13 protein-coding genes are annotated in these 14,416 nt (G+C 33.3%); 10 read left to right on the top strand and 3 right to left on the bottom strand.

All coding sequences use genetic code 11. From position 1 onward, the window contains the following. Window positions 1–32: 32 nt before the first annotated feature. Together GI584_RS20305 and GI584_RS20300 are read left to right on the top strand one after the other, a co-directional pair. On the top strand, window positions 33–785 hold the full coding sequence (locus GI584_RS20305; RefSeq protein WP_153792413.1) for a helix-turn-helix domain-containing protein: 753 nt from the start codon (window positions 33–35) through the stop codon (window positions 783–785). Further along, on the top strand, window positions 782–2,554 hold the full coding sequence (locus GI584_RS20300) for a sensor histidine kinase (protein ID WP_153792412.1): 1,773 nt from the start codon (window positions 782–784) through the stop codon (window positions 2,552–2,554). Before GI584_RS20305 ends, GI584_RS20300 begins: the two co-directional genes overlap by 4 nt. 435 nt (window positions 2,555–2,989) lie before the next feature. Here GI584_RS20300 and GI584_RS20295 read toward each other — a convergent pair whose 3' ends face one another. The 3 genes from GI584_RS20295 to GI584_RS20285 form a co-directional block, all read right to left on the bottom strand. Next, the gene (locus tag GI584_RS20295) at window positions 2,990–3,526 is read right to left on the bottom strand and encodes a cupin domain-containing protein (RefSeq protein ID WP_153792411.1); all 537 of its coding nucleotides are present in this window, start codon (window positions 3,524–3,526) and stop codon (window positions 2,990–2,992) included. 167 nt (window positions 3,527–3,693) lie between these two features. Next, the gene (locus GI584_RS20290) at window positions 3,694–4,605 is read right to left on the bottom strand and encodes a ketose-bisphosphate aldolase (RefSeq protein ID WP_153792410.1); all 912 of its coding nucleotides are present in this window, start codon (window positions 4,603–4,605) and stop codon (window positions 3,694–3,696) included. A 233-nt stretch (window positions 4,606–4,838) separates the two neighbouring features. Further along, entirely contained in the window at window positions 4,839–5,591 is a 753-nt protein-coding gene (locus tag GI584_RS20285) for a DeoR/GlpR family DNA-binding transcription regulator (protein WP_153792409.1), read from the bottom strand. A 532-nt stretch (window positions 5,592–6,123) separates the two neighbouring features. On the opposite strand from GI584_RS20285, the gene GI584_RS20280 reads away from it, so the two are divergent. From GI584_RS20280 to GI584_RS20245, 8 genes are all read left to right on the top strand, one after another. Continuing rightward, on the top strand, window positions 6,124–7,002 hold the full coding sequence (locus GI584_RS20280; protein WP_153792408.1) for a ketose-bisphosphate aldolase: 879 nt from the start codon (window positions 6,124–6,126) through the stop codon (window positions 7,000–7,002). Window positions 7,003–7,101: 99 nt separating this feature from the next. Continuing rightward, window positions 7,102–8,439: an ABC transporter substrate-binding protein gene (locus GI584_RS20275; protein WP_228552296.1), complete on the top strand. Its 1,338-nt coding sequence runs from the start codon at window positions 7,102–7,104 to the stop codon at window positions 8,437–8,439. Between the two features lie 70 nt (window positions 8,440–8,509). Then, window positions 8,510–9,430, top strand: a complete 921-nt coding sequence (locus tag GI584_RS20270; protein WP_228552295.1) for a carbohydrate ABC transporter permease — start codon at window positions 8,510–8,512, stop codon at window positions 9,428–9,430. A gap of 1 nt (window position 9,431) precedes the next feature. Further along, entirely contained in the window at window positions 9,432–10,268 is an 837-nt protein-coding gene (locus GI584_RS20265) for a carbohydrate ABC transporter permease (protein ID WP_153792407.1), read from the top strand. Between the two features lie 159 nt (window positions 10,269–10,427). Next, window positions 10,428–11,741, top strand: coding sequence for an ADP-dependent glucokinase/phosphofructokinase (locus tag GI584_RS20260; protein ID WP_153792406.1), 1,314 nt, complete (start codon window positions 10,428–10,430; stop codon window positions 11,739–11,741). 366 nt (window positions 11,742–12,107) lie between these two features. Next, a complete protein-coding gene (locus tag GI584_RS24430) occupies window positions 12,108–12,338 on the top strand; it encodes a sugar phosphate nucleotidyltransferase (RefSeq protein ID WP_194842060.1) in 231 nt (76 codons plus the stop codon). Between the two features lie 68 nt (window positions 12,339–12,406). Beyond that, on the top strand, window positions 12,407–13,222 hold the full coding sequence (locus tag GI584_RS20250) for a MurR/RpiR family transcriptional regulator (RefSeq protein ID WP_153792405.1): 816 nt from the start codon (window positions 12,407–12,409) through the stop codon (window positions 13,220–13,222). Window positions 13,223–13,699: 477 nt separating this feature from the next. Then, window positions 13,700–14,380, top strand: a complete 681-nt coding sequence (locus GI584_RS20245) for an N-acetylmannosamine-6-phosphate 2-epimerase (protein WP_228552446.1) — start codon at window positions 13,700–13,702, stop codon at window positions 14,378–14,380. Window positions 14,381–14,416 lie beyond the last annotated feature (36 nt).

The raw sequence follows: 14,416 nt of genomic DNA, 5'->3' as shown, positions 1-14,416 counted from the left end.
AATATGGAGTTAAAGATTATTTACTAAAACCCTTGAATGAAGAAGATATTAGACGAATATTAGCTGAGTTTTCGAACGAATTCTCTAATAGTTTAGTGACTACACAACTAACATGGAATTTTCCACTAGTTCAAGCTGAGTCAAACCTAATAAATGAAATTGAATTGGGTGGTAAACATAATATACCATCATTAGTTGATCATTACTTAGAGACTGTAAATTCCTGCTCTGAAGGAGATCATCTCAAAATTCGAGGATATATGAGAGAATTTATTATTTCGATCAAAAAAAGGTTAACGTCACAAGATAATTTGAATGAAAAGTGGAGTGAATATTCTGAAGGATTGATAGATGAACTACTTACTACTAGAATACCTGATTTAAGTAATTTTCTTCTTGAATTTTGTATGACGACGGTTGACCATGTGCTGGAGGGTTCGTCATGTGCGTGCTATGACATTATTAATAAATGTAAGGATATGATGGAGCAGAAATACAGCACTAGTATTTCATTAAAAGAATTAGCGCAATTGAATGGTGTTTCTCCTGCGTATTTAAGTAAAATTTTTAAGCAAGAAACAGGGATGAACTATAAGGACTATTTACAACAAATCAGAATAAAAAATGCAAAGCTTTTACTTAAGCAATCGAATTTAACGATAGATCAAGTTGCAATGAAAATAGGGTTTCAACAGCCAAATTATTTCATAAACTTATTTAAGAAACAAGAAAAAATCACACCAAAACAGTATCAGATGAAGAGACGGGAAAATTTGAAAAGATGAAGAAGCTCCTTAATAATACTACGCTCTTTCAGCGGTTTATCATTACGTTATTACTATTTGGCTTTTTACCATTAATCTCAATTGGAATTATTGGTTATTCCCATGTATCAGAAGTTTTGTTAGATATGGTGATTCGTTCTAATCAACAAACCTTATCTCAAATAAAGTCCCAAGGGGATAATATGATGGAAGATGCTGACGAAATATTAACCCAGCTTTCCATTCATTCGGAAATGCAAGAACTATTAAAAGATGATCCATATAAAAACGAGTATGATATGTATTCAGAAGCTAAATTTTTTTCAGAATATGCACAAAACGTGTTATTTTCCCATAATTATATATCCAAATTGACATTATATAATAATCATAAATATTTTGATAGTATCGGAAGATTAGCAAGAAATAGAGATTTAACTGCAATTGAAAGGAGTTTACAAGAACAATTGCAGCAACAGTATATTGCATATAGTCCAGTCTATGATTGTGGAGGTAGACGTTGCGTATCTATTGGAAGAAGTGTCATCGATGTAAAAACAGGAAATAAAGTAGGTATAATACTATTAGAGATAGAGTTAGAAGAGATTACAAATGTAATAGAAAATATAGACTTAATGAAATATGGATCTGTTATCCTGAGTAATAGTGATGAGATCTTATCCTATACTTCTTATAATGCGGAGCTTGATGAGGAATTATTAGAAAAGGTGAATGATTCCCAAGAGAATGATTTAATAGATATATCATTAAATGGACATCGATACTTGTTATTAGTGAAAGAAGTTTCTTTGTTAGATTGGAAGATGACCGGAATAATACCTTACGAAGAAATGCAATCGGAGACTCGAGAATTAGTACAGCTACTCTTAGGTGTTATGGTATTTATGGTAGTAATTTTATTCATCATTACTTTCTTTATTCGATGGGATTTATTTAATCCTATTCTAAGATTGAAAAACGCTATGCAACAAGTAGAAAAAGGTGATTTTGAAACACGCTTTATTTTAAATAAAAAACACGAGATAGGAGATTTAAGTAGGCACTTTAATCGGATGGTACACCAAATCGATCAATTAATTAAGCAAGTATATGAAGCAGAATTAGCAAAGACCAGAATGCAATTATTAGCCAAAGAGGAGCAATTACAGTCTTTACAAGAAAAGATTACACCTCATTTCTTATCAAATACACTTAATGCTATTAGTTGGACAGCTCAAAAGAAAGGTGTTCGTGAAATTCAATATGTTGTTGATGCCTTAAGTAACATGTTGAGATATAGTTTAGATGTAAATGATGAAAAAATGGTCCCACTATATGAAGAGTATGAATATATAGAGTTATACGCTACAATTATTGAATTTAGGCTCGAAGGTAATTTTCGATTTTATACTCATCTACCCTTAAAAGCAAAAAACACATACATTCCTAGATTAACATTGCAACCAATAGTTGAAAATGTAATGAAGCATGCTAACGAAGAGAATGAAGATAAAGTCGAAGTGACTATTTCGACAGTGCAGTACACAGATTATATCGAAATTGAAATTCAAGATAATGGATCAGGGATACCTGAAGAAGAGCTTGAATTAGTTCGTAAAAATCTGGTTCAACAAAAAAAATTCAATAATAAAGGTATCGGATTAATGAATGTGCATCAACGGTTAAAGCTAATATTCGGAGAGCCATATGGATTGGCAATTGATAGTAGACAGGGTGAAGGAACATCAGTCAAAATAATAGTACCCATTAATCTAAGGGTAAATGACTAACTATGTGTGATTTTTAGTAAATGGAGATTTTTGGTTAAACATCATGAAGAAAGTGTAATAACTATTTTATGAATGAAGGGAAATGGCGTTGTTCGTAATATTGAAATCAATTGTGTATCACGGTGTAATCGTCCGTAATACCCTGAATGAAAAGATTCGAGCTATAGCAAAGAAGCTAAGTGGGGGATAAACGGACGCTAACTTCCTGATAAGTCTCACTTTATGACGTGTTAATGTCTATCAGCTACTATTTAAAAGAGAAATGACAGGATACAACTGATTGAAACGAGCATCGCATAATATCCTTAACAAAGTGTTACAAACATTGATTAAGAGTTGTTGATTTTTGACATAACCCTAGTATCATTAGCTAGGGCTATGTCAATTTTTATTCAATTGATAATCGAGTATTTATATTGCAAATATATTAGTTAATTAATCCTGAACACGCTTTATTCTTGGATCTGTGAAGATATCTGATTCATCATCACTATTAGATGAGAACTCAGATATGATTGTTGCTTCTTCTCCCGCTTTAAACCAGTGTTTCGTATTTTCAGGGATGGTAAATTGCTCTCCTGCTTGTAATACTATTTCATGGAATACTGTGTAGTATTTGAAATCCTCTGCAGGAGGAGTTGCTATTGGTGCAATAGTTGTTTCACCTTCTACATATAAATACACGATTCCCTTTCGGCACCGGAACGTTTCTAACTTGCCAGGATCTCCATTTTTTCTAGGAGGATGACGATGCTCAGGACAAGTTTGATTCGGTAGTAAAACTAAGTCTTTTGCACAGTAACGTTTCGTATTCACATAAGTAATTAATTGTAGTCCTGTTGTTTCGATCGCATTGAGCCCAAAATCGGCTATCTCAATAGCTTGTTGTTCATCTCCCGTTAAAATAATACCTGAATCAGCGAGTATATTTTTAACTAATACTTGATACTCCTTTATCTGAAGTTTATCCATTTCATTCAACTCCTGTTATTTGTTGATGACATAGTATCTGCTATTTGTTATGTCTTCGAAAATTTAATGCAAAATACATGATGGTTATTTCAACCATCTCACTATAAATTTCCATGGAACTTTGTAATGTTTCAACCATCTTAATAGACTATTTGAATATAAAAATTTTAGTATAAGCTCTCGAGTTTCAATTCATCATTCCTTTTAGATTCCAATTTGTCATATAAACTAGCTTTTCCGACGGAGTTGAAAAGATGCATTTTATGATTGATTACTTTACGAGCTTCTAGGATGCATTCTGGATAAATAACATTCGGATCCCAGTATTCTGTTGAACTTAAAATTTCTCGTGCTTTTTTATAGTAGGCAAACTTCATATCACTAGAGATATTAATTTTACCAATTCCTAGTTTGACAGATTCAGCAATTTCTTTATCTGGATTGGATGATCCCCCATGTAATACTAGTGGAATATCTACATTTCTATGAATTTCTTTAAGAACGTCCATTTGCAATTCCGGTTTAATATTTTTTGGATAGATACCATGTGCTGTACCAATCGCCACTGCTAGAGAATCAACACCTGTTCTAACCACAAAATCATTTGCTTGATCAGGATCAGTATATGTAACTTTCGATACACCACCTTCTACAGATGTTCCTGTATTACCGATTGTTCCTAATTCGCCTTCTACCGATACACCGACAGAATGTGCAATTTCAACGATCTTTTTAGTAATACTGATATTATCTTCGTAAGGAAGTAAGGACCCATCAATCATTACAGAAGAAAAGCCACAACTAATTGCCCTTACAACTTCTTTCAAAGATCCACCATGATCCAAGTGTAAGACAAAGGGCACTTTACTTTCGTAGACACGATGTTTAACGTATGAGAAAAATTCATCTGTTAAAAATTCATGTTCAGATGGATGGATAGCAATGATTGCTGGTGAATTTAATTGCTCTGCCTCTTCTACAACAGCTCTTAAAAATGTACTGTCTGCAACATTGAATGCTCCTACAGCAAATTGATTTTCATTGGCAACCGTTAATAATTCTTTCATTGTAATTAACATATTCGTAACCTCTCCTTTTATTAAATAATTAGTTTCATCTAATGAACACTCTAAAGATCATCATATTATTACCAGTCTCTATTATTTATATTTATCACCTCCTTAAAGTGGTGAATAGCTAGTAGTATTTGAAACGTTTTCAAAGTATGAAAAAACAGGAATTATTAATAAAAATACAAGGAAGAATTTTCATAAAAAATTCGCTTCCTTTTTTAAGTTTATTTGTGAGACTATTATACTCTTGTCAAATTGACTTCCTTATTTTCAATAAATGATACCCAATAATCCGATAAGCTATGATCTGTCACGATCATATCGACATTTTCAAGTGGAGCAAATAGGTTCATCGAGCGTTTACCGAATTTGGATGAATCTCCTATAATATAGGTTTCCTCACTTGAGTCAATCATCGTTTGTTTGATTTCAGCATCAGCGAATTGGAATACACTATAGCCTCTTTCAATGATTCCGCTAGTTCCTATAAACGCTTTATTAACATATAAATTTTCTAGAAAAGATTTGGTGTTACTTCCAAAGAACCCTTGAGAATTCTGACGAAATTCACCTCCTGCCATGAATAAAGAAACATTATTTGCATTTCGAAGTGAATATGCTGTTGTTAGTGAATGAGTAATTACTGTGACATTCTCAAGTAATGAGTCAGCCAACCCTTTTGCAATATAATGAGCAGTAGTTCCTGAATCCAAAAAAATAGTATCCTTAGATGAGATTAGGGATAAACAATAATTAGCAATTTGTTTCTTTTCATCTGTATACTCTGTTTCTCGTTGTTCAGGAGATACTTCCTTTACATAACGAACTCCGCCATGATATCTTTCGAACATTTTATTTTGATCTAATTTTTGTAATTCTCTTCGAATAGTCATATCAGATACTTGAAATTCATCAGCTAGATCTTGAACAGATAGGTTACCCTTTTTCATTATCAATTCCATGATTTTCTTTTGTCTATTGTCATTGACCATTATTTATTCTCCTATTCACTTAATAATTTATTAATTTATAACTGTATAATATAGGATATCAACAAATAAATCAAGGGTAAATAAACAAATTAAACACAAAACAAACAATTGATGTTTGCTTTGCGTTTATTACTGCTGCTGATCAAAGATACTGATATTAATGTTTTTATGTTACAGACTTGTTGGAGTGTGAGGACTATCAAAGGATAATGAGTTAATGCTCTTAAAATAGCCTCTGTATGTGTTTTGTAAGATAACATTATAGCATGAAAACCGAATAAACATTACAACATATATTATGTGTGAATTTAGCTTTTTTAGTCAGTAAACAAAAAAGGATATCGTTATATAAACGAATTTTTAAACAAAAAATGTTTGTTTTTTGTTTATTTTGTTTTTTCTATTGACAAACGAACAAAATGTGTTTAGTATTAGGACATAAAATAAACAAAACGAAAATTTCAGGAGGTGATTCAAAAAAGAAAAATGCAATAACTTAAACTCAAAAAATTTTAATGAAGAAGGTGTTCAAATGTTAACGACAATGGAGAAATTATTAAGTGTAGCGTATAAGGAGAAGTTTTCAGTGGGGTCATTTAATATTGCGAACAGTGAATTTGTAAGCGCTGTAATACAAACGGCGGAAAAAGAAAGATCACCTGCCATTCTTCAAATTCATCCGAATGAAATTGCTCTAATGGGAGATGAGTTTGCTGCTTATGTTGTGCAAGCCGCAAATCGTGCTAATGTGCCAATTGTTATTCATCTTGATCATGGTGGTGATCTCAATGATATTGTTCGGGCGATTAGAAATGGTTTTACGTCCGTGATGATTGATGGATCACATTTACCTTATGAAGAAAATGTAGCAATAACGAGAGAAGCTGTAAAAATTGCTCATTCACAACACATCTCTGTTGAAGGTGAACTAGGTACCATTGGGGATACAGGAACTGGTTCTGAAGGAGGAGGAGAAGAAATATTGTTCACAGATCCAGAACAAGCAAGAGATTTTGTAGAGAAAACAAATGTAGATACACTAGCTATTGCTATAGGCACTTCTCATGGGATATATCCAAAATCTATGAAACCTAAACTCCAGATTGATCGATTGTCTCAAATTTATGAAAATGTGAATATTCCTCTTGTCTTACATGGAGGTTCCGACAATTCAGATGATGATATTCGAGAATCTACTAAGTATGGTGTTGGAAAGATCAATCTATCTAGTGAGATGAAACGGGCTTTTTTTACAGAACTTCGCAATACTCTAAGCAATAATCCCGATGGTTATGAGCCGGATGCCTTATTTCCAAGTTCAAGGGAAGCGGCTATGTCGATTATTTCGAAAAAGATGCGACTATTTGGTTCGTCTGGCAAAGCTGATTTGTATCAACCAATGCAATTATAAGATAAGTTTATGCCATATGACAAAGATAATCAATGTTCAATAACAATTGTAAGGTCCTGTCTAAATATTCTAAACGGCAATATATGAGGAGGATTTAAATTGAAAATTAACAACTTTTATAACAAAGGTATTCTGAATATTTTATTGATTGTATTAGCAGTAATAACACTGTCAGGTTGTATGGGTTCGGGAGGTGATAGTGAGTCCATCTCCGAAACTGCTACAAATAATGATAACGAATCTAATGGTGAAGGTGATAATGATGAAGTAACATTAGAGTTTCAACAATGGTGGGGAGTAGAATTGCCCGATGGAGTGCTTCGAGAAATTGTTGATGGGTTCACGGAAGAGACGGGTATCAATGTGGAGCTTTTAAGTAATCCATATGCTGATACAAAAACACAAATTGCAGCAGGAGCGGCAGCAAGTACAATGGCAGATGTGGTAGGACTTGATGGAGCTTGGGTATATGATTTTGCCAAACAAGGTTCTATCGCAAATTTATCAACTTTAATGGATGATAGTGGATATGATCAAAGTCAGCTATCCGACCAAATACAAGTGGATGGGAATACATTCATGATTCCTGTGGCTAACTTTGCGTATCCAATGTATGTGAATATGGATATTTTAGAAGAGGCAGGTATAGAGGATATTCCGGAAACACGATCAGAGTTTACTGAAGTAGCAAATACCGTTTATTCCGAGACAGGTAAAGCAGGATGGGCTATTCCGTTATCAACTGAATCACCAAGTGGAATACAAAATAATTTCATGAGTTGGTTATGGGCTTCTGGAGGTTCTATGTTAGATAATGGTCAACCGAACCTAACAGACAATTCGGATTTAATAGATACTGTGGAGTTTATGAAAGGATTGTTTGACGCTGGAGTAGTGGCACCAGGTGCGTATGCTATGAAAGAAGCTGACATGGTAGAAGAATTTACAAATGGTCGAGTGGCCTTTATGATCGATTCGTTAGCTCACCTAAATACAATACAAGAGGGAGCCCCCGATATGAATTTCGACTTTGTCCCTGTACCAGTGCAAGAAGGCTTCAGTGGAGAAAGTGGTATGGATGTAGCCAACTGGGGTATAGGAGTTGCTGAAAATAGTGAGCATAAAGAGGAAGCATGGCAACTAGTAGAATACATGATGAGTCCAGAGGTTAATGCTGAACTTGCGGTTTATGCGAACGCTTTCCCTGGTAATGCGGATGCTGATCCTGACTATTCAGATGCAGATGACTTATTCTTAAAAGCTTATGAACTATACCAAGACTCAAATCCTGTAAACGAATTCACTGGTCTTCCGACATCAGAAGAGTTAATGAGAACATTTGCCGAGCAATTACAACTTTATATCGAGGGTGATACAGGAGAAGCATCAGAAATGTTATCAGAGACACAGAGTATATGGGAAGAGGCATTTGAATAATAACAATTAAGTTAACAACGGGATGTATGGCCACCATACATCCCGATGTATAGAAAGGTGGTAATGTCTCGTGACATCTCAAAATGTAAATAGAGGAAGATCGAAAAAAAGATCAGGCTATTTAAAGAAAAAAACAGAACCATATTTATATCAGTTACCAACCGTAATTCTAATGGTTGTCCTATTAGTTGTACCTATTTATATGGTTATTCAATATTCTTTTTTTGATAATGTTATTATCAATGATAATCCAGTATTTGTAGGTTTTCAAAATTTTCAAGAATTATTAACGAATGAATCATTTTGGGTGGCTGTCAAAAACACGTTAATATTTGTTGGTGGTAGCGTGATTGCACATATGATTATAGGTATCACATTTGCAATGGTTCTGAATACCAAATACATTGGTCCAAAATTACAGGCAATGTTCAGAGTGATTTTTTCGTTACCATGGATGTTTACTGCAGCTGTTATAGCTGTTTTATGGAAAATGTTATTAAATCCAAATGGGTTTATTAACTTTTTATTGGTAGAGTTAAATCTATCCAGTACTAACTTAGAATGGTTAGCTTCTAGAGATCTTGCTTTATTCTCGGTAACGATGATTAATATTTGGGCCGGATATCCATTATTTATGATCAGTATCTTGGCAGGCTTACAAGGTATCCAATCTCAATTGTATGAATCATCTGCTATTGATGGTGCAAATCATATAAAAAACTTTTTCTATATTACCCTTCCACAGTTAAAACCAATTTTAATAAGTTTAATACTCCTAGATTTCGTATGGACGATTCAGCAATTCGCGCTCATTTGGATGACCACTGGCGGAGGTCCTATAGATGCAACGGAAATCTTGAGTACCTTTATTTACAAACAAGGGTTTAGTGAATATCAATATGCTATGGCTTCAACAAGTGCAGTAATTTTGTTAGTAATATGTACAATAGTTGCCATCTTCTATGTACGTCATCAAAGGGGGCAAGAATAATATGGTAGGAGAGAAAAAGTGGTATATCAAGCTCATAACATTTTCACTATTAGTGGTAGGAACCATATTTTCCGGGTTTCCAGTATTATGGATGTTCTTGAATTCTTTCAAACCCAATTCAGAAATATTTGCATGGCCACCTGTGTGGATCTCTGATAATTTTACTTTAAATGCTTATGCGCAGATTCTTTCTGACCCAGAAAAAATTCGGTTTTTTATTAATAGTTATTTTGTAGCGTTTATTGTAGTGATCTTAACGTTATTTGTAAGTATCCTAGCTTCTTATAGTTTTAGTAGGTTTAATTATCCAGGAAAGAAAATTATTAATACATTAATTATCAGTGTACAGGCAGTACCTCCAATAACTTTATTGATTCCTTACTTAAGTCTAGTGGTAGCGCTGAATTTGTATAACTCATACGGTGCGCTTATTTTAACCTATTTGTTGTTCACATTACCTTATGCCATTTTAATGATGACCGGATACTTCAACACACTTTCAAAAGAATTAGATGAGGCAGTCATGATCGATGGTGGATCTAGGTTTAGGGCCCTTTGGACTGTATTAGTACCAGTAGCAGTTCCAGGTATTGTTTCTGTCGGAATGTACACATTTATGTTAGCGTGGAATGAATATTTATTTGCTTTAGCGTTAACGAAGACAACTGAATTTAGAACTGTTCCTGTAGGTATTAATTTGCTAATGGGACAACATGCTTATGAGTGGAATCAAATGATGGCGATGAGTATATTAGGATCCATTCCAGTATTGCTTCTATTCTTATTCTTCCAAAAGTACTTTATTGCAGGTATGACGTCTGGGTCTATCAAAAGTTAGCCTAAATGAACGATGTATTTGCTTTACACAGTGATATATTGAAATAGAAAAAGAATGGTTTAAACAGTATAGATAGTGAGATAAGGCTATTTAGCCTTATTAAGCTAATTATATTTTCACACCTATTGTAAGTGAAAATCAAAATGAGGTGAGCTACTGATGAAGATGGAAGAAAAGTATGTAGATTGTTATAACAATATGGATAAGGCGATTAATCATCGCCAATCTAATAATAAGATGCCAGCAATGGGTTATACGAGCAATTTAGATGTTTTGTGCGATTTTAATGTAGATATTATAAATGATCTTCTTGAAGAATATATGGAAGAAGAATTAAGTCAAATGAAACCAGCAAAAGTTATAAATACGATGGAAGACTTCATTCGAACAGTAGTTTATTTTTGTAGAGAGGGAATCGGTGGAGAAGTAGATATAGCGGACACAAAATTAATTGAACATATATTTCCTACCAAATATGGTATGGGAGGAACGGCAACACAAGGTGCGATGGCCTTAGCTGCTATAGAGTGCCCTTCACTGGTTCATTTAACAGATGATTCGAAAGAAGTATGTGATATATTAGATTCCCCATATATTTATACGATTTCTTCCAACGGGGATTTGATCCATACTAATCAAGTTTCCCAACAGGTAGAACAAGAGATACATTTTATTTTACAATTTAAAAAAGGGGATAGTATCCACTTAAAAGATGAGAGCTTTGAAATACCATCATCTAATCGCTTGATTATAACAAAAATAACAGTTAATGAAACGGTACCATTTTCAAAACCATATTTTCAATATATAGAAGACAATGCAAAACAGATAAGTAGTAATGTCCTTTCTAGTTTTAACGCTATTAAATATACTGATGTTCTAATGGAACGCTTGAACTTTGTGAAGCAACATATCAAAAAATATAGGAGCAATAACCCATCAGGTATAGTATTCTTTGAGGATGCTCATTATCATAGTGACCAAGTAAAAAAGCAATGTATGGAAACGATATATGCTGAAGTGGATATTGTTTGTATGAATGAAGAAGAATTAGATCAAATTCTAAAAATTTACGATTTTCCAATTAATATTGATGATATTATTTCATGTGTGGAAGGTGTCAAGTTTATTAAAGAACATTTAAACATTCAAAAAGGTGTCATTGTCCATACAAAAGATTACTCCATGTATGTCGGTGAAGATCTTCAAAGCGATATAGAGAGTGGATTGATATATGGGAATATGCTTGCTACTACGAAGGCGATATTCGGTTCATATGGTTCGAAACAACAAATTGAAAAAACGTTGGAGCTTCCTTTGAGTGAAATAGGAATGAAAAATAAAGAAATAATTAGTAATAGCAGTTATCATAATAAGGCTGTAATAGTTCCTACTAAATATATTGATAAGCCAAAATATACGATTGGGTTAGGGGATTCATTTGTAGCAGGTGTCCAAATATGTTTTATTTAAGTGTTATTACCACTGAAAAAATAACTAGAAAACCGCTTATAATAACTGTAAAGCGGTTTTTCTGTTTTTACAATGGGAACCTAGTGATTCAGAGATCACCCTGAATAAAAGAAAGGCTGAATTAAAATACATATTGCCATCATTGGCTTTCTTATTTTTTAAATACTATTATTCTTGTTATTGGTAATATCTATCTTTGTTTTATTCATTTTATCTTTTTTAGTATTTATCATTTTTGTGGTCTTATATCGCTTACCTAAAGCAAGATTTCGTATGTATAAAGATAACTGATCTAGTAAAATTATGTTAGAGTAAAAGCAATACGAAACCGTCTAGCTATTGATAAGGTGATTAATTGTACGAGGAGTGAAAACGGAGAAATATATCATTCTTGCACCAGGATATGCAACAAGATTAAACCCCTTAACAAAGAACAAAGGGAAACCTTTATTTGAGTTAGCTGGTAGGCCAATCCTGAATCATATAATAGAAAAAATTACTGAACTAAATGAAGTGTTGATTGTTACGAATCAAAAACTCAATTTAGCTTTCAAGAGTGGGTGTCTCAATATGATTCAAGTATATTACAACACTTGATAAAATCTACATAATCATAAATAATTGAGTTTGCAGGAATAAATTTAAATGGCAAAGAAGGTAATGAAATGAAATACTTGAATATCATTGATTCATATTATTCTGATTTGACTAAGTCGGAGAAAAAAGTCGCAGATTACATAAAAGAAACAGGAAAGGATATTATTTACCATTCCGTACAAGAAGTAACACAATCCGTTGGCGTAGGGGACGCAACCGTTATTCGCTTTTGTAAGAAAATCGGATTTGAAGGTTTTCAAGAATTGAAATTACAAATTGCCACAGAGGATTTCTCTCACAAAACACCAACATTTGAATCATATATTGATATGATTCAAAATAATTTCAAAGAAGCAATAGACAAAACGATCACACTTATAGATGATGAAGTATTGAATAAGGCAATTGACACGATTGTACATGCTCAAAGAATCTTAATTTATGGCGTTGGAGCTAGCGGAATAGCAGCACAAGAAGCTCAAGCAAGTTTTTTAAGAGTTGGTAGAAATGTCAAAGCGGTTACTGATTCACAATTTCAAGCTATGGAATCTGCTACTCTCGGTGATAAAGATGTAGTTATTGCTTTAAGTCTTTCAGGTAGGACAAAAGATACGCTTGATGCCATTTCAATTGCGAAAAAAAGTAATGCAACCGTGATAGCTATAACAAATTATGCGTTGTCTCCAATTGCACAACTTTCAGACATTGTGGTTAGTACTGCTATGAAAGAATCATTGATAGATGGAGGATCTCTATCGGCAAAAGTTTCTCAGTTGTTTATTATTGATATTTTAACAACAGGATTTGCACTGAAAAATAAAGAAAAATCAATTGACTTAAAACAAAAAATCGCTAAATCGATTTTATATAAAACAAAGGATTAATGAAATTATTTACGATGGCGCTTATTTCCTGATAAATTTCACTACCACACAGTTTGAGAAATGTGGTAGTTTTTTGTATCTGAATACTTGTAGTTAAAAAATCACGATAAATGACATTGTCAAAGATTATACTACATGCGATGTTGTCCCGAAAACCAAGGTGTTCTCGGGATTTTTTTATGAATTTGTAATCTTGGTGCTAATCACTCGCAAAACCCCCACTGATGAAAGTCTTACTTTATATTAACGATAATTCATTTCGGAAGTGAGTCCCTTGGTAAAACGGCTTCTTTTAACAGTACTATACAAAAAAAGTGTTGATTTTTCACAAAATAATGATATAATAAATCCGAATTGGAGCATTACTCCAAAATAATAAAATAAAATAGTTTTAAAACTCCAAAAAGGGAGGGGTGTATAATATTAATTTATTTTTAGCCGATTTGGGCAACTGGCATGAGGAGGCAGAATGAAATGATATTGGATAAAGTAAAAAATGGCATAATCGTATCTTGCCAAGCGCTTGAAGATGAGCCACTGCATAGTCCTTTTATAATGGGGCGTATGGCAAAGGCAGCAACAGAAGGGAAGGCAGTAGGAATAAGAGCTAATAGCGCAGCAGATATTAAAGAAATTAAAAAAAATACAAAATTGCCAGTGATTGGGATTGTAAAGAAGGATTACGATGACTCTCCAATTTATATTACTCCTACTGATAAAGAGATAAAAGAATTGGCAAATACAGACTGTGAAATGATCGCATTAGATGCAACGATACGACATAGACACAATAATCAATCATTAAAAGATTTTGTTAAGAAGATTAGAGAGATTTCAACTGAAAAATATTTAATGGCAGATATCGCTACTCTTGATGAAGCAATACAAGCTCAACAATTAGGTTTTGACTGTGTTTCTACAACACTAATCGGTTATACCGAACAAACAGTAGGTCAAAATATAGCTGACAATGATTTTGATATTTTAAAACAAATACTAGGAACAGTAACTATACCTGTTTTGGCTGAAGGACACATCGATACTCCTGAGAAAGCAAAGAGGTGTCTAGAGTTAGGAGCACATGCTGTTGTAGTTGGGAGTGCAATTACAAGACCCCAACTCATCACAAGACGTTTTACCGAGTTTGTAAGTAAATGAGTTACTGAACTTTGATTAAGAGCTTAGTTAATCACA

The organism is Gracilibacillus salitolerans (assembly GCF_009650095.1).
GTDB lineage: Bacteria > Bacillota > Bacilli > Bacillales > Amphibacillaceae > Gracilibacillus > Gracilibacillus salitolerans.
Note: the sequence above shows the minus strand (reverse complement) of the source record. Positions and strands in the feature narration are given on the sequence as shown.

What these genes read in the sequence shown, in the direction of transcription:
- GI584_RS20300 (WP_153792412.1), top strand. Translation starts at nt 782, where the DNA reads ATGAAGAAGCTCCTTAATAATACTACGCTCTTTCAGCGGTTTATCATT.
- GI584_RS20295 (WP_153792411.1), bottom strand. Translation starts at nt 3,526, where the DNA reads ATGGATAAACTTCAGATAAAGGAGTATCAAGTATTAGTTAAAAATATA.
- GI584_RS20290 (WP_153792410.1), bottom strand. Translation starts at nt 4,605, where the DNA reads ATGTTAATTACAATGAAAGAATTATTAACGGTTGCCAATGAAAATCAA.
- GI584_RS20285 (WP_153792409.1), bottom strand. Translation starts at nt 5,591, where the DNA reads ATGGTCAATGACAATAGACAAAAGAAAATCATGGAATTGATAATGAAA.
- GI584_RS20280 (WP_153792408.1), top strand. Translation starts at nt 6,124, where the DNA reads ATGTTAACGACAATGGAGAAATTATTAAGTGTAGCGTATAAGGAGAAG.
- GI584_RS20265 (WP_153792407.1), top strand. Translation starts at nt 9,432, where the DNA reads ATGGTAGGAGAGAAAAAGTGGTATATCAAGCTCATAACATTTTCACTA.
- GI584_RS20260 (WP_153792406.1), top strand. Translation starts at nt 10,428, where the DNA reads ATGAAGATGGAAGAAAAGTATGTAGATTGTTATAACAATATGGATAAG.
- GI584_RS20250 (WP_153792405.1), top strand. Translation starts at nt 12,407, where the DNA reads ATGAAATACTTGAATATCATTGATTCATATTATTCTGATTTGACTAAG.